The sequence below is a fragment of the Bacillus sp. FJAT-44742 genome, assembly GCF_002797315.1.
GTDB lineage: Bacteria > Bacillota > Bacilli > Bacillales > Marinococcaceae > Thalassorhabdus > Thalassorhabdus alkalitolerans.
In genome coordinates this window covers 3,026,395-3,042,177 of the sequence record NZ_KZ454936.1, presented here as the reverse complement: position 1 = coordinate 3,042,177, position 15,783 = coordinate 3,026,395, and the positions used below count along the sequence as shown (strand labels likewise).

Genomic DNA, 15,783 nt, shown 5'->3' with positions numbered 1-15,783 from the left:
GCTCGTATTTTAAAAGACACGGACTTCGCCTAACGAGAATTTTGTAACAATGTCTTTCTTTTTTTAAAATGAAAAGGAATTTTACTGAGAGAACTAGAAATAACAGAGAATACTAATCTCTTTGACTCAATTTGATTAAAACAACGGAACCTTGGTCATAATGAATTTATGAAAAAGCTAAGCAAATGGGAGGTGACCCCTATGCAAAGTCCAGGGGAAATGAAAGAGATGCTGATCTGTCTGACAGGCATCCCAGGTGAAGTCGTCCAGCATATGTCTGAGGATGAAGTAAAGCGAATGTACAAGGAACGGTTTGTTACAAAGGATTCTATGAAAACAGGTTCATAATCTGAAAACAAGGCAGGAGGCTATGTATCGTAGTCTCTTTTTTTGTGTGTCTTTTTTTGTGTGTCTATGAAAAATATGTTTTCCTGTTCCTTACAATATAGCTTTATATTCCAGCCTAAAGGTCCGATAATAACTTATATACGATAAAAAAAGGGGGGGGAATCACTTGAACAAGTTCACATCGTGCTGTATTGCTGTGCTGGCTGCTGCTTTTTTATGTAGTGAAGAAAAAGGAATGGAGGCTGCCGGCTTGGAGAAGGTAAATTTCAGCGGTTATACCTGGGATGTCAAGCATACGGGAAGTGAATTTACATGGGGGCCGGGTCCTAACCATTGGTCCAGAGATCACGTAAAAGTAGATGACGAAGGCAGGCTGCATATGAAAATCGACCGCCAGGACAATCAGTGGTACAGTTCTGAAGTATCAACAACCGAGACACTGGGCTACGGCGCATATTCTTTTCAAGTCGATTTGAGTATTGCTATAGACAAAAATGCTGTCCTTGGTTTGTTTACCTATGATATGCAATCAGAGGACGCTGTTCAAGCAGAGCACCGTGAAATTGATATGGAATTCACGAAGTGGGGCCTGGAAAGCAACCACAATAGCTACTACACCGTCCAGCCTTATATAAAAGAAGAGAATCAATGCGTGTTTACAATTAGGGAGGAAGCTGCTGAGCCTACGGTTCATTCCTTTACCTGGACTCCTGAGGAAATTGTTTTCCGGTCTGCCACTACAGGAGGCAGGTTGCTGCAAACGTGGACATATTCTGGGGAAGATATCCCTGACAGCCAAAATGAAAAAGTTCATATAAATTTATGGCTCTTTCAAGGTAAAGGACCCAGTAACAACCAGCCTGTAGAAATGGTAATTTCTGATTTTACATTTACGCCGGCAGAAGAAAATGATCAGGAACCCAAGACTTCTGAGGAGAATCAGGCAGAAGAGGAACGTAAAGCCCATCCTAGTCAGAACAGAGGAAACAACGGCCTCAAAAATGGGAATGGACCTTTTAAGTAAAAGAAGCTCTTGCTGGAAATCAGCGAGGGCTTTTTTATCTTCTGGGATTAGTATAAAGAAGTGTTTAAATGTGGAGAAAGAAAGTCGATATAACCAATATGTCCAAAGCTGAAGTGTACGCAGCTAACGGGAACAGAGGGGAAGAAAGGAGTAAGATTTTATATAAACGGTTACGATCAGTCATTCCAATGATTCGCGAGGGGGCAATGAAATCAGAATGGCTTATAGAAGGGGAATTTTTTTCAAACAGGAAAGGAGAAAATATTACGTGCGTTCTTTAAAAACAAAGCTGATCCTCTTGATCAGCGGTCTGGTTTCGATTGCTATTATTTCTGTTTCTGTTTTTATGTACTTTCATACAAGTGAAGAAATATCCTCTGCTACAGAGAGGGAAGCCGCAACGGTTACAACAGAAGTGGAAAGGTTCCTGGGAGCCTATTTAGAGCAATTTTCTTTAGCGCTTCACCGCTATGCCAATGATGGGAGTATTGTTTCTTTTTTAGAAAATGATCCTGAGGAAAACGAAGAGTGGGAGGACATTGCTGAAGATTTTGCTTATTTTGTAGAACTGGATGAACGGGCTGACACTCTATATATCGGAGCGGAAAATGGAGAGATGTTCACCGCGCCTGTGATAGACCTTCCAGATGATTTTGATCCGACTGTCCGGCCATGGTATCTCGCCGCCAGCGAACAGACTAATGATGTCATATGGACCGAGCCTTATGAGGATGCTGGTTCAGGAGATATGGTTATCACAGCGGCCAAGGCGGTAGAAGGCAGTGATGGAGTCATAGGAGTAGTCGGGGTTGATATTTACTTAGATGAATTGTCTGCTATGATGGCAGACATTGACATAAGCTATAACGGTTATATTACTTTACTACATAATGATGGGATGGCTGTTACCCATCCAGATGATACAATTCAGGGCACTCATTTAGGCGAGGAAAGCTTTGTCCAGCAAATGGCAGCTTCTGACGACACAAGTGGACGTGTTTCAACCCATTTTCAAGGGACAGCAAGCACGGTCTTTTATGAAGAAGTGGAAGGAATTGATTGGACGGTTGCAGCAGTTTATTCAGATGCAGAAGTAGCAGCACCGGCAAATGAGCTCCGTAATTTATTTGTTGTTATTTCAGTAGCGGCGATTGGTATTTCTATTGTGATCGCTTATCTTGTCGGGCGCCAAATTATAACCCCGATTCTTTCCCTGCGACGTGATGTGGAGCGGGTTATGGATGGTGACTTCTCTGCACAGGCAAAGGCAAGAGGAAAGGATGAGGTGGCCCAGCTAACTCAAGGGTTTAACCAGATGATCCGGATGCTTCAGGAACTGATAGGTTCTCTGGAGTTATCCTCCAGGCAATCGAGCCAGGAGGCTGCGGAGCTGAGTGCGACTGTTCAGCAATCCACCGCTTCTAGTGAGGAGATAGCGGCAGCTTCTACTGAAGTTGCAAAAAGAGCTGTCCAGCAATCAGATGATGTAAACAGTGTACAAGCTGAAATCGAGAATCTTTCTGTGCAGATTACAAAATCCAATGAACTGGCTGACCATATGAATGAACTCATGGACTCCGTAGCTGTGATGAGTAAGGATGGTCTCTCTCAGGTCGGTGTGCTTCGAGAGAAGTCTTCGGAAAACGATAAAATCATACAAACGATGAATGACATCGTTGAAACATTTACGAAGCAGACGGAGGAAGTAGTCAATGTCGTTCATATGATTCAAGGATTTTCTGAGCAGACAAATCTACTTGCATTAAATGCAAGCATTGAAGCGGCAAGGGCAGGAGAATATGGAAAAGGTTTTGCTGTTGTAGCTGAGGAAGTGAGAAAACTTGCCGAGCAATCAACAGAGGCGACTGGGACAATTCAAAAAACAGTAGGGCGCATTCAGGATGGCGGCCTCCAGGTGAAGGATGAAATGAAGAAAACGATGGAGCTTTCATCTGAACAAGTGGCCGCTGTGAATGACACCGATCAATCCTTTACGAATATTGCAGGTTATATAGATCAAATGGGGAATTTGATTCAGACGTTAGCAGAACAGCTCAAGGCAATGAATGAGGCAAGGAGTGCATCGATTGAAAAGGTTTCAAATATATCCCTCGTCAGTGAGGATACCGCCGCAGCAGCCGAAGAAATATCTGCTTCCACCGAAGAGCTTGTAAGGGGACTCACTGTGCTGAGTGAAGCCTCTGAACGCCTGAATGAAACAAGTGCTGCTGTCCAGGAGCAGGTAAAGGAAATTCAGCAGTAACACGAGATTTGAAGAGACTTTAGTAAAAATTTCAGCAAACACCTGTGAAAAGGTTCCGGTTCTTTTGTTAGGACAAGAATGAGAGATGGGACTCTTCTAAAGCTGAAAAAATTCCTGAAGGAGACATAAAATTTTCACATTTTTTGTAAAAAAAGATCGAATTATCGTTTACACTATATGTAAGGAAACCCAAAAGATATATATAGAATTGCCACCAAAATGGTATCCTGTTATCTTTTTAGAGAAAATTGTTTGTTCGACACCAAAACCCGTCTGATGTTCAGGCGGGTTTTTTCATATTATCGGCACGGAATTTATGTGTGGAAGGAAGTCTGTTTGGCTCACTCGTCAGCACCTTCATAGCACCTGCTCTGGCACGGGCACTTGCCAGAGTAACGAAAAACACGAAATCGTTTTTATGTAATACGGATTTTCCTTTCCTGATTTTTTTATTCTGTTTTTCGTCTAGGATACCAGTTACGAATAACCTGAGGTCCCGCTCCAGTTTTCCGACATAAACCAGTCATAGGGGTACTTTTCCAGGTCTTAAATATGATTTACAAGCATGTACGTTGACTACGTTCCCGCCCAAAAGAAAGTACGCGGTAATTCTTCGTTTTACCACTATTGATAAAATCCCAATCGATCTCTTTTTTGTGTGGATTAATTCATCTTTGTATTTCTCATGGACTTTAGATCAAAAAACTTCTTTTTCTGGATTGAGGGGTAAGCTCATGTTCTCTCTCAAAAAAATAAGCCACTCATTGAGCGGCTTATTAATCCTTATTACCACAGACATATAAATGCCAAGGAAAGGGTACGGACGTTAGTCCGTAACCAGGCTAACTATTCAATCACATCAGCCATGATAGCTGGTACAGTGATCTCCCATCCTGCCTGTGAAGTATAAGAGTGTGACCCCCAGACCTCACCATAAATTGTCACTTTGTCTTCTGTTACAAAATCTGTGTAACCATCATATTCAACCCAAATAATATCACTGTAGAAGTCATCTAGGGCTAGGCGAACAACAGTATATCCATTACTTTCTTGAATCTCTGCAATTTCCCCACTGTAGGTTACATATTCACCAATGTAGCGGTCCGGGTTCTTTTCCAAATGAGCAAAATCGATAGTGTCGGCTGTCTGCTTCTTAAACTCAGCTCTTAAAGCCTTAGCGTCTTCTTCGGTATACGCTCCGCTGATCTCAACATTTTGCTTTGCAATACCTTCAATAATGTATCCTACATCTGTTTCCTTTACGCTGCCATCAATTTTGTAACCTTCTACGAATTCATCATAACTTCCGTAAACATCTAGTAGGTGAGTATTTGTTTTGCTATCACCATCTCTTACAGAAAGACTGGCTGCAAGTTCCCATTCTCCATTTTTAATTGGATATGGTCCGTCCCACTCATCATCAACAGTAGTTAATTTAGCTGACGCTGATCCATCTGCTACCTCAACAGTTTCAATGCTTCCGTTATAAGTATAGTCTTCATCAGGATGCTTTAATGCGAGCGTTACTTTCGTGCCATCCGGCAGGTCTGTACTTACCTCAATATCGAAAGTCTCTGTTTCTGAATTATATTCAGCTTTCTCAAAGGAAAAAGCAATTTCTTCAACAACAACCGGCTCTTCTTCCTCCACTACCTCTTCAGGCTCGTTAGCTTCGTTATTCTCTTCATTGTTACTGGTATTGTTCTCTTCTTCCTCATTGTTATCAATGCTTTCCTCAACAACTTCTTTATCATTATTTACTTCTGCTGTGGCTGGAACTGATTCGTCGGAATCACCAAACACTCTAATAGCAAAAAAGAGGCCGAAGATTACTGAAACAGCAATTCTTAATCCCTTATTATGGTGTCCGTACTTGAACATTAAGAAAATACCTAAAGGGGCAAAGATAATTAATGCCACCCACGCAAACCAGGATTTCTCGTAAAATTTCGTTTTGTTTTCAACACTGTTGCTTTCAGTCATGCAGATACCTCCCAGTAATTTCTATTTTTTTTTATCATTTTTTGTCAAATTTTCTACAATATTTGTAAAATGCTATTACTAATTATCTATTTTTCTCTGAAACCTTCTAATGAAACATCAAAAATCGCTGCTTAATGGGGCTTATGACCCCGTCTGCAAGGATTGATTCTGAAGAACTCGCCGACTCCACCGTGAAAGAGGTGGGAAAGGATTTATGGAAAAGATTCCATTAGTGCTAGGGACCTGTTTTTTTATGGAACTTTTCAGGTAAGGCTGTAAGAATGGTGTGTCATTGACGATAAAAGAAATAAGACATGACCCATCATGGGAAGGTGGCTTGTTCTTTATTAAACAATGAAAATCAGACAAATACATATCGGTAACCAGACAACTAAATAAAGAAAGAAGGCGGAGAGCCATGAGACTTTCAGGTTTTGCGTCCGGAATGGACACTGATCAAATGATTCGGGATTTAATGCGGGTAGAACGTATGCCGATGGATAAAATGTTTCAGCAAAAGCAGATTATTGAGTGGCAGATGGAATCTTACCGTGAAGTCAACCGAATGTTTGATACCTTTCGTACTAATATATTTGACACTCTGATGAGAAGCGCCAATATGCTTGCTCGGACAGTCAGCTCTTCCGATGACAGCCGTGTGACGGCAACGGCGGCTTCAACGGCAGGAAATTCTTCCTTTCGGATCACAGAAGTAAGCCAGCTGGCTTCAGCGGCTTCTCAAAACAGCTCTGATCCTATCTCAGACGGGACTCTTGATGCTTCTGAGGCGTTACATACTCAAGCTTTGTCAGAGGACATGGAATGGAAGCAGGGAGTATTTAATCAAGAAACAAAGCGTGTGGATCAAGCAGGGACAACCTTTTATTTTGAAAAGGAACCTATTAAGGCCGATGCCCTGGAGGATACGGTAGTAAAAATAGGAGGCCGCTCTTATGAGGTTGTCACTGAAGGAGAGGCAGGCAGTCTTTCCAGTGGGCAGGTATTGGTAACGAAAGAGGAAGACGGAAGGCTGCGGCTTGATTTTGCTGACACAGTCAGCAGAGGAGCGCAGGTGAATGTTCAATATATCACTGAAGGAGAAGGCCGATATACGACCGGAAGCATCACAACTTTTACTACTAATGGGGAAGAAGTGAAGAATTCATTTATTGTCAGAGACGGACAGACAATGAATCAGGTGCTTCAGGAGATCAGCCGGTCTAACACAGTTGTCAATGTGTTTTATGATTCTTTTTCAGATAAAGTATCCGTAACCAGGACGCAAACCGGAAGTTTTAATCCAGGGGGAAATGAAATTCTTTTTGAAGGAGATTTTTTCACCCGTGCCCTGAAGCTGTCAAATGATGGCGAGCCGGGCTCTCAAGGAGGGCAGAATGCCGTATTTACCTTAAACGGTCTAGAAACAGAGCGCACGAATAATACGTTTACAATCAATGGAATGACTCTCACGCTAAGGGATACTTTCGGAGTGGACGATCCTCCTGTAACTCTTGCAGCTTCCATTGATACCGACAAAGTGTTTCAGACCATTAAAGGGTTTGTTGATGAATACAATGAGATGTTAGAAAAAGTAAACGGGATGCTGACCGAAACCAGATATCGGGACTACCCCCCTTTAACAGATGAGCAGAAAGAAGCGATGAGCGATCGTGAAATTGAAAAGTGGGAGGAACGGGCCCAAAGTGGAATGATTCGCAATGATCGTGTGATTTCAGGAGCCTTGGATAGATTCCGAACAGATATTTACGGAAGCGTGACTTCTATTCTTGATACGGAATTCCGCCAGCTTGCCACCATAGGTATTACCACTTCCAGGGATTACACGGAACGAGGAAAGCTTGAAATTGATGAAACGAAGCTGAGAGCGGCAATAGAAGCTGACCCAGACGGAGTATTTGCTTTGTTTACAGCAGACGGTCCGACAGCAGCTGAAAAGGGAATTGGCCGCCGGCTCCGTGACTCTTTAGGGCAATCGATTGATCGAATAGCTGATCGAGCTGGCGGTTTGCGGGGAAAAGTGCAAAACCATCAATTTACGTTAGGCAGAAATATCCGGTCCATCGATCAGCGTATTTCTGACTTTGAAAGACGTCTGCAGCAAACAGAAGAACGTTTTTGGAGACAATTTACCGCTATGGAAAAGGCAATGGCACAAGCAAATAACCAGGCTAATATGATTTATTCTCAAATGTTTGGCATGTATTAAGAGGAAATGACAAAACTTTTAAAGAATTATAGAGAGAAACCGTGACAAATGTCGTAAGATGGAAGAAGCTTTATAGAGTAAGCAGGGAAAAAGCGGACGGGAAAAGCCCTGGTGACAATCGAACAAGGACCACACGGATTGAACGTGAAAAAAATTGGAAGAATTTTATATAAAAAGCGAGCTTGGGAAAAAGTAGCAGACCGGCTGATGTGAAGTTTTAAAGAAGCTGGCAAGGAAGGTGACAGGCACATGAGTTTTCAAAATGCACAGGCAGTATACAAGAAAAATATGCAGGAGGCCGAAGCGTACAAAAATGCAGGCAGGCAGGGGCAAAGTCAGCCCGAAGCTGGCAAGGGTGGAGCAGCCATAGGAAGGATTCCAGTGGCTGCAAAAGTGATCGAACGGCCTGGGACAGCGGCAACCGGGGGTGAGGGAGCTTCCCGGCGGAGCGGCAGCCAAGTAAGATCGGGAAATCAAACGGCGAGCACCAGCGCCTTGAACCAATATAAGCAAAATGCTCTGCAAACCGCCTCGCCTGGTGAGTTGACAATGCTTTTGTATAACGCCTGCCTTACATTTATCAAAAAAGGAAGGCTTGCTATTGAAGAAGGAGATGCAGAAGCTAGAAATAAGTTTGTCAGCCGGGCACAGGACATCATTCGTGAGCTGATGGTTACCTTAAAGACGGACAGTGAGGTTGGGCAAAGCATGCTTCAAATGTATGACTTTATTCATCACAGGCTGGTAGAAGCAAATATTAATAATGATGCGAAGGCACTTGATGAAGCAGAACAGTTTGTTGCTGATTTTCGCGACACATGGAAAGAAGTCATTAAGCTTGACCGCCAGCAGCGTCATAATGAAGGCGGGCAAATCTGATGTCAAAAATTACATCCTTATTTCTGGCAACTAAAACATTAGATGATCATCTGAGCAGGGAACTTCCAAAAGGATTGGACGAAAGAGATGAGTATATTATAGCGGTTGAGGATTATTTACAATCGAGGGACCGGCTGCTTAAGGAGATTTTGCAGGAAAAGCCTTCATTTTCCGAAACAGAGCGTAAATTAGGCATGGAAGTCCTGAGTATGAATGGAAAAATTGAAGAGCAAATGGCAAAGATCCAATCGGTCATCAGCGCCGACATCAGAGCGTTAAAAAAGAAAAGAAAGACAGGCCAGAGGTACGAGAATCCCTACCAGGGCACAACCGTTGATGGTGTGTTTTTCGATAGCAAAAAATAGACAAGAGAACTTGCGCAGAGAGATCCCCTGCCAAGTTCTCTTTTTGGTGCCAGGCACCCGGAGAAGGTGTCCGGGGCCGAGACCGGGCGAAACCGCCGCCCCTTGGTGCAGGAGCACGGATTGAACAATTACAAACATGTAACAATCGGTTGTGGTGCCAGGCACCTTTAAAATGTGGTCTGTTTCTATTACCATAGGTGTAGAAGCCAGCGCCTGAAAAAGGCCAGGGAATATTACAGCAGTATTACAAACAGCAGTGGTGCCAGGCACCCCTGATAAAGGGAGGGGATTGGAGTGTCTCAGCAGTTAAGGGAGTCGGAAAGAAAGTTTTTGCGTTTATATATGGAATGGCTGAATACGGTGGAAGAAGGATTGATGTCAGTCAGCTCGTTTTACCGGGAAGGTCACACAGACAGCGGGGATCGGCTGCTTGCTCAAATGATGGAAGGGTTCGTTCCATTTGATGCATCGAATATGACGATGAAGTACATCTTTGGCCGGGAGGAAAAGAATGAAGAAGAGCTTAATCGCTTTCAAGAAGTAGTAGAAAAAGCCTCCGCCATTGAAGAGCTGAATGAGGAGGGAGAGAGGTTTCGTTTTCTGACCAAGGAAATCATCCCTGCTTTTCAACGCTGGAAGCTTATCGTGTGGCAGGTTGCTGGAAAATGAGTTTCCAAGTGAGGTGCCTGGCACCACACAGAGGAGTGTAATATTTGTCATATACAAAAAGCTGACCCAGAGTGAACCTCTGGATCAGCTTTAATTTATTCTTCGTTATCATTCTCTTCCTCATCATCTTCGTTGTCGTCTTCGTCCTGATCGGTGTCCCCGTTTTCGAGCTCGCTTTGGTCAATATCCAAATCATCAAGATCTGTTTCTTCCATGTCCTGAATGCTGCCAAGCTCTTCAAAGTTCAGTTTTTCTGCGTTTTCAACAACGTCTTCTGGAATCTCTATTTCTTCTATTTCATTGTAATTGCTATAGGTCGCTTCCATTTGCTGTGACGTTGTAAAGGAATCGTCACCCTCAAGGTTCATTGTCATTTCCATGTCCATTGTCATGCCTGTTTGATAAAAGGTTTCTTCCTCAATGAACAAAGTATATTCCAAGTGTTCAATTTCCATCATTGCAAACAGCTGGTCAACCATCGTTGAGATATCACCTTCAAGCATCCCTGTCATTTCCAGAGCCAGCTGTTTAAGCTGCTCACTGTCTCCTGATACCTCCAGGATGTATTCACCATCTGCCTGGCTTACCTCTATATTTTCTTCAAACTGAATGAGGAGCTCCAGCTGTTCTTCAGGGCTTTCATAGTGCTGGGCCAGTTCATTGACAGAATCCCTGAAATCATCAGGGAGCTTGAACCATTGGTCTTCAACTGAGTCTTTAAGGAAAAGACCCTCTTCTCCGTAGTAGGTTTGAGCTTCTATTTCTTCCATGCCTTCTTCATCAGATTGCATAATGGTATTTTCATAGTATCTAAGCGGATCAAGCATAATTTCAGAGGAGGTGTTTGTCGTAATGGACATGCTCTCGCCCTGAAAATCCATATCCTGAACCATGGACATATCCATTGCATAGCTTTCTACGTCCGTCATCACTTCTGTTGTGCGGGCCATTATTTCTTCTGCGTGTAAATCACTTTCCGCAGCTGGCTCTTCATTTTCCTCTATTTGTTCTTCTTCTTCTAAATCATCTTGGTCTTCTATTTCGGCAGGATCGGTAGTCACAGCCTCTTCCTGAGTTTCCTCATTACCGCCGCAGGCAGTCAGAAAACCAAGCATAAGCACCAGGGCAATCCATGAGTTAATGGGTTTCATAAAAACTCCTCCCCTTTTTCAATAGCCAAATATGTTCTTTTAAAGCGTACCATATGCGCAGAACTTATTATACAGTCTGCAAAAGAGACACTTTTTTAAGTTTATTCCCTGCTGTTATGTATAATATTGCAATTATTTCCATAGTAATTAAAATACTATATGAGTTGAAGATTATAAATAGCCCCAACGAAAAAGGCTTCAAATTACTCAGTTTAAGTGGGGCTTTGTTAGCGAAAAAACCCCCACAAAAAAAGGGAAACAGAAAAAGCCTTTGCCAGAGTGTCAGGCAAAAGCTTTTTTACTTAGCAAATGTTTTCAGGCGGAGCTCCTCTTAAAACAAAATGGCTTTCTTTGTTTTCCTTCAGCTGCTCCTCTGCTTTTTTAAGGTATGCCAGTGCTTTGTCAAAGTCTTGAGAGACGTACCGTTCAATTGACTTTTCCCCTGCTAATAAACCAAAGAAGCGCCTTTTAGGCTTTACTTCTTCTATAATAAATAGTTTATCGGTAAGGATAATCATCACTCCTTTGAAAATGTTTTATTTATTATCATATGTAAGTAAGAAAATAATTCGTCTACCGTTCATTATTCCAGAATATTTCCAATAGGTCAATGGTCTCGTTTTCGTGATTTGCGTGTTCACCAAACAAAATGAGGTTTAAACCTTGATATAAAGGGATTTTTAATTTTATTAAATAGTAGAAATAATCGATAAACTGGTCTTTTGTCTCAATAATAAGAATACTAGAGTGATTTTATAAAAAAGAAGGTTTTATAAAAGAAGGAAAGGGTATATGGAAAAAGGAAAAGGACCGGCACCGGTCCTTTGCAGTAAATTTATCGGTCGTGCCCTTTTAATATAAGGTGGCTTTGGCTCGGCCCTGTCATTTCCCCTTCAGCATGTTTCATGAATGCTATAGCCTTCTTATAGTCTTCGCTTCCATACCTTTCGATGCGTTTCTTGGTTTCATATAAACCAAACAAGCGACGTTTGACTTTCACTTCTTCAATGATGTAAAACCTTTCTTTTAGAATAGCTCTCACATCCTTCATAAGGTTATAGCATGAGGACAAGGGCACGGTATAAGTATATTATTTCAAAAGGTGAGCGAATAGTCAATAATTATTTTAAATATTTAGATAATTCAATCAAGTGAACGACATGGGGTTCCGGCCGTAAAATAATGGCCGGTTTTTTGGTCGTTCCATTTTTACAGCCTGCTTAAAAGGTGGTGCAGGGAAAAATGGATGAGGAGTATAGAGGGAAAACTTATTGGAAGGGAATCAGGGGCGGTCACTTTGTATGTAGGACCTGTAATATCTACTATAGAACATTTTTTTGAAAAGACAATATATTCTGCTATCTTTGTGCTGTTATTGACGTATGGCCCTGGGATAGTTGACGTTTCCACTAGGGATTTTTCACTTTTCCCAGTGAGATAAGTGAAAAATGGAGAGCTATAAGAAACAAAAATTTCTACTTTTTATCATACTCACTTATGTAAAGGTTCAGTCTTGTGTACGTTTGTCTCCCAGAGCTGATAATGAATAAATCAGTCAGTCCAATTACCTTTTTCGTAGAGATATTTTCGTTACTAAGTCTTTTTACCTGGATAATAGAAGGTCCGTCTCTTTGACAGGAACCTATAAGACCTGCAGTAACATTAGCTTTTTTAATCGAATTGAATATATTTTTTGTGGAGGAAATGGAATGTCCTTTCTATAAGTAGGGTATAGAACTGGAAAATATTTAAGAAATGAGGGATGAGGAAATGATGGAAGGACGTCTATTTATTAACGGGGAGTGGAAAAAGTCGGACAGTGGATCCTTTGATGTGTTTGACCCTGCGACAGGTGAAAAAGTCGGCACCGCGGTAAATGGAGGGAAAAGCGAGACAAAAGAAGCGATTGATGCCGCTCATCGGGCGTTTAAACCTTGGGCGGAAAAGACTGCTGGAGAACGTTCCGAGTACTTAAAAAAAATCTATCGTATTATGATGGAAAAACAGGACGAGCTGGGCGAGCTTATTACAAAGGAAATGGGTAAGCCATTAAAGGAAGCAAAGGGAGAAGTAGCCTATGCTGCCTCGTTTCTGGAATGGTTTGCGGAAGAGGGTAAGCGTGTGTATGGAGAAATGATTCCGGCAAGCTCAAGGGAAAAGCGGTTGATGGTCATCCGTCAGCCCGTAGGTGTTGTCGGAGCTATCACCCCATGGAACTTTCCACTTGCGATGATTACGAGAAAGGTTGCTCCAGCACTTGCTGCAGGCTGTCCCATTATTGTTAAGCCTGCTGAAGATACACCATTTTCAGCGATTCGTTTTGCGGAAATTTGTGAGGAAGCAGGGCTACCAGAAGGGGTTTTCAACCTTGTAACAGGTGAAGCTTCTGAAATTGGCGGAGAAATGATGAGCAATCGCAAGGTAAGTAAGATGACTTTTACAGGATCAACGGAAGTTGGGAAAATTTTAATGAAGCAGGCTTCGGATCAGGTGAAAAAGCTTTCGTTAGAGCTGGGAGGCCATGCACCGATCATTGTTCTGGATGATGCCGATATTAATAAAGCTGTACAGGGAACGATTGCATCTAAGTTTAGAAATGCAGGGCAGACCTGCGTTTGCGGAAACAGAATTTACGTTCAGGAAGGCATCTATGATGATTTTATTGAGGAATTTAAAAAAGAAGTATCAAAGCTAAAGGTGGGGAACGGCTTTGAAGAAGGCGTGGATGTTGGGCCCTTGATCAATCAAGATGGGTATGAAAAAGTTGACCGGCACGTACAGGACGCGAAGAAGCAGGGAGCAGAGATTGTATGCGGTGGTTCTGGGTATGAAGAAAATGGTTCGTACTTTTACAAGCCGACGGTGTTAAAGAATATTACTCATGACATGGTTGTGATGAACGAAGAGACCTTTGGGCCGGTTGCCCCGATCCAGAAAATCTCAAGTGATGAGGAAGGAATTCGTCTGGCAAATGACTCTGTATACGGCCTTGCCGGCTACTTTTTTACAGAGAACTTATCTCAAGGCATGAAAGTAGCGGAGGCCCTTGAATATGGAATTGTCGGGTGGAATGACGGTGTGCCGTCAGCAGCTCAGGCTCCTTTTGGAGGAATGAAAGAAAGTGGGATTGGCAGAGAAGGAGGGCATCAGGGAATAGATGCTTTCTTGGAAACAAAATATATCTCCATGGGCGTTTAGGTGGATAATGGTGCAGCGGAAAAATTTAAGGGAATGTAAATTTAATCAAATTTGTAAAAAACATGCATACATTTCATAGGTAAGGGGTAATATTAAGTAGGCAGTTTAAGATTGGCTTTTGTGCAGGAGCGTAAAGTCCCTGCACAGGTCTCGATCTTAGCTGTGAGCAATGCGGCGCAACCGCAGAATTTTCGAATTTGAAAGGAATGGAAATGTATGCAAGGTAAAGTAAAATGGTTTAACAACGAAAAAGGTTTTGGTTTCATTGAACGTGAAGATGGAGACGACGTATTTGTGCACTTCTCAGCAATTAACACAGAAGGGTATAAGTCTCTGGAAGATGGTCAGGATGTTGAGTTTGAGATTGTTGAAGGTTCCCGCGGGCCGCAAGCTGCTAATGTAGAAAAAATCTAAGGACATTCTGTCAGCTGCCAAAGCTTTCATTCATTAACTCACACAAACAAACCCTGTTTCTTGGTTAGCGCCAAGAAGCAGGGTTTTTCTATATATCAGTTACAGGGATGTGACAATTGGTTGTGGTGCCAGGCACCCGAATGAGGTGCGGTGGGTAGAAAAGGATGCGGTCCGCGCGCAGCAGGCGTCTGGCCAGCGAGTCGTGTTACAGGGATGTGACAACTTGTTGTGGTGCCAGGCACCCGAATGAGGTGCGGTGGGTAGAAAAGGGAGAGAGCCCGCGAGTAGCAGTCGTTTGGCCGGCGAGTCATGTTACAGGAGTGTGACAATTGGTTGTGGTGCCAGGCACCCCCCCAAAAAAAAACGAAAAAAAAGCACCTGAAATTGGGTGTCGAAAAGAAATCTTTGGTTATTTGTCGTTTTAGAAGGGAATGGATGAAGGAATATAGAATTAAAGAGGTATTGAAAGGAGGAGTTCATTTGATGAACTACAACATTCGTGGCGAAAACATTGATGTAACTCCAGCATTAAGAAAATATGTGGAAAAGAAAGTCGGTAAGCTAGAAAGGTATTTTGACACTACCCCAGTAGCAGATGTCCACGTGAATATGCAGGTTCTAAACAGTCAAAACATCATTGAAATTACAATTCCAATGCCTCAACTCCTTTTAAGAGCAGAAGAACGACACACGGACATGTACGCTGCTATTGATCTTGTTACGGAAAAGCTGGAAAGGCAGATCCGTAAGCATAAAACAAAAGTAAACCGTAAGTTCCGTCAAGATGGAAGCGTAAAGTACATGTTCAAAAATGAACTGGAAGAACTCACAGAAGCTAACGGTGAAGCTGTTCCAGAAGATGATGATGAGTTGGAAATCGTCCGTAACAAACGGTTTAACTTAAAGCCGATGGATGCAGAGGAAGCCATCCTGCAAATGGATATGCTCGGTCATAACTTCTTTGTTTTTGCAGATGCAGTAAGTGGTTCCACGAATGTGGTGTACCGTCGCAAAGATGGACGCTACGGATTGATTGAACCAGAATAAAGCGACAAAGAGATCATTTTAAAAAACTACAGAATGAGAGGGCGCAACTGTCACTAGACGGTTGTGCCTTTTAACGCTTTAAAGCTATATTGGCGCAAACCTGTAAAAGGAACTGGCTGACGCTTGGAAGGTGGATTTTCAAGCTCACTCCATTCGATTGTTACAACAACATTACATATCAAAAGGGTGCCAGGCACCTCTTACAGGGGTCTTTC

General features: G+C 42.5%; 16 protein-coding genes and 1 pseudogene. 12 read left to right on the top strand and 5 right to left on the bottom strand.

Features of this window, described 5'->3' with window-relative positions; translation table 11 throughout:
• Window positions 1-201 precede the first annotated feature (201 nt).
• The 5 genes and pseudogenes from CEF17_RS20110 to CEF17_RS21080 all read left to right on the top strand — a co-directional run bounded on the left by CEF17_RS20110 (window position 202) and on the right by CEF17_RS21080 (window position 3,635).
• On the top strand, window positions 202-348 hold the full coding sequence (locus CEF17_RS20110) for a hypothetical protein (protein WP_157843055.1): 147 nt from the start codon (window positions 202-204) through the stop codon (window positions 346-348).
• A 166-nt stretch (window positions 349-514) separates the two neighbouring features.
• Entirely contained in the window at window positions 515-1,372 is an 858-nt protein-coding gene (locus CEF17_RS15020; protein ID WP_100400240.1) for a glycoside hydrolase family 16 protein, read from the top strand.
• A 98-nt stretch (window positions 1,373-1,470) separates the two neighbouring features.
• Complete coding sequence (locus CEF17_RS20440; protein ID WP_198508985.1) at window positions 1,471-1,653, top strand: hypothetical protein; 183 nt, start codon at window positions 1,471-1,473, stop codon at window positions 1,651-1,653.
• A pseudogene (locus CEF17_RS21085) lies at window positions 1,590-2,696 on the top strand (cache domain-containing protein); the annotation flags it as partial. The gene CEF17_RS20440 and the pseudogene CEF17_RS21085, both read left to right, overlap by 64 nt.
• Window positions 2,688-3,635: a methyl-accepting chemotaxis protein gene (locus tag CEF17_RS21080; protein WP_442857459.1), complete on the top strand. Its 948-nt coding sequence runs from the start codon at window positions 2,688-2,690 to the stop codon at window positions 3,633-3,635. The pseudogene CEF17_RS21085 and the gene CEF17_RS21080, both read left to right, overlap by 9 nt.
• An 846-nt stretch (window positions 3,636-4,481) precedes the next feature.
• Here CEF17_RS21080 and CEF17_RS15010 read toward each other — a convergent pair.
• The gene (locus tag CEF17_RS15010; RefSeq protein ID WP_100400238.1) at window positions 4,482-5,618 is read right to left on the bottom strand and encodes a MerC domain-containing protein; all 1,137 of its coding nucleotides are present in this window, start codon (window positions 5,616-5,618) and stop codon (window positions 4,482-4,484) included.
• Between the two features lie 418 nt (window positions 5,619-6,036).
• Here CEF17_RS15010 and fliD point away from each other — a divergent pair, with 418 nt between their 5' ends.
• From fliD to CEF17_RS14990, 4 genes are all read left to right on the top strand, one after another.
• The gene (fliD, locus tag CEF17_RS15005) at window positions 6,037-7,845 is read left to right on the top strand and encodes a flagellar filament capping protein FliD (RefSeq protein ID WP_100400237.1); all 1,809 of its coding nucleotides are present in this window, start codon (window positions 6,037-6,039) and stop codon (window positions 7,843-7,845) included.
• Between the two features lie 495 nt (window positions 7,846-8,340).
• The gene (gene fliS, locus CEF17_RS20680; protein WP_232725591.1) at window positions 8,341-8,724 is read left to right on the top strand and encodes a flagellar export chaperone FliS; all 384 of its coding nucleotides are present in this window, start codon (window positions 8,341-8,343) and stop codon (window positions 8,722-8,724) included.
• Window positions 8,724-9,089 (top strand): flagellar protein FliT, encoded by a 366-nt coding sequence (locus tag CEF17_RS14995; protein ID WP_100400236.1) that lies wholly within the window; start codon window positions 8,724-8,726, stop codon window positions 9,087-9,089. Before fliS ends, CEF17_RS14995 begins: the two co-directional genes overlap by 1 nt.
• A 294-nt stretch (window positions 9,090-9,383) precedes the next feature.
• The gene (locus tag CEF17_RS14990; RefSeq protein WP_100400235.1) at window positions 9,384-9,758 is read left to right on the top strand and encodes a DUF8042 domain-containing protein; all 375 of its coding nucleotides are present in this window, start codon (window positions 9,384-9,386) and stop codon (window positions 9,756-9,758) included.
• 95 nt (window positions 9,759-9,853) lie between these two features.
• On the opposite strand, the gene CEF17_RS14985 is transcribed toward CEF17_RS14990, so the two are convergent.
• The 3 genes from CEF17_RS14985 to CEF17_RS14975 form a co-directional block, all read right to left on the bottom strand.
• On the bottom strand, window positions 9,854-10,909 hold the full coding sequence (locus CEF17_RS14985; RefSeq protein ID WP_100400234.1) for a DUF6612 family protein: 1,056 nt from the start codon (window positions 10,907-10,909) through the stop codon (window positions 9,854-9,856).
• A 302-nt stretch (window positions 10,910-11,211) separates the two neighbouring features.
• Complete coding sequence (locus CEF17_RS14980; RefSeq protein WP_054637852.1) at window positions 11,212-11,427, bottom strand: hypothetical protein; 216 nt, start codon at window positions 11,425-11,427, stop codon at window positions 11,212-11,214.
• Window positions 11,428-11,744: 317 nt separating this feature from the next.
• On the bottom strand, window positions 11,745-11,909 hold the full coding sequence (locus CEF17_RS14975; RefSeq protein ID WP_198508983.1) for a hypothetical protein: 165 nt from the start codon (window positions 11,907-11,909) through the stop codon (window positions 11,745-11,747).
• A gap of 773 nt (window positions 11,910-12,682) precedes the next feature.
• Here CEF17_RS14975 and CEF17_RS14970 point away from each other — a divergent pair.
• The 3 genes from CEF17_RS14970 (at window position 12,683) to hpf (ending at window position 15,568) form a co-directional block, all read left to right on the top strand.
• Window positions 12,683-14,107, top strand: a complete 1,425-nt coding sequence (locus tag CEF17_RS14970; protein WP_100400932.1) for an NAD-dependent succinate-semialdehyde dehydrogenase — start codon at window positions 12,683-12,685, stop codon at window positions 14,105-14,107.
• Between the two features lie 216 nt (window positions 14,108-14,323).
• Window positions 14,324-14,521 carry a cold shock domain-containing protein gene (locus tag CEF17_RS14965; RefSeq protein ID WP_100400232.1) on the top strand — a complete coding sequence of 66 codons (198 nt, stop codon included), beginning with the start codon at window positions 14,324-14,326 and terminating at the stop codon, window positions 14,519-14,521.
• Window positions 14,522-15,004: 483 nt separating this feature from the next.
• A complete protein-coding gene (gene hpf, locus CEF17_RS14960) occupies window positions 15,005-15,568 on the top strand; it encodes a ribosome hibernation-promoting factor, HPF/YfiA family (RefSeq protein ID WP_100400931.1) in 564 nt (187 codons plus the stop codon).
• A gap of 53 nt (window positions 15,569-15,621) precedes the next feature.
• Here the strand turns inward: hpf and CEF17_RS20675 are convergent, their stop codons facing one another.
• The gene (locus tag CEF17_RS20675; RefSeq protein WP_232725523.1) at window positions 15,622-15,765 is read right to left on the bottom strand and encodes a hypothetical protein; all 144 of its coding nucleotides are present in this window, start codon (window positions 15,763-15,765) and stop codon (window positions 15,622-15,624) included.
• Window positions 15,766-15,783: the final 18 nt, after the last annotated feature.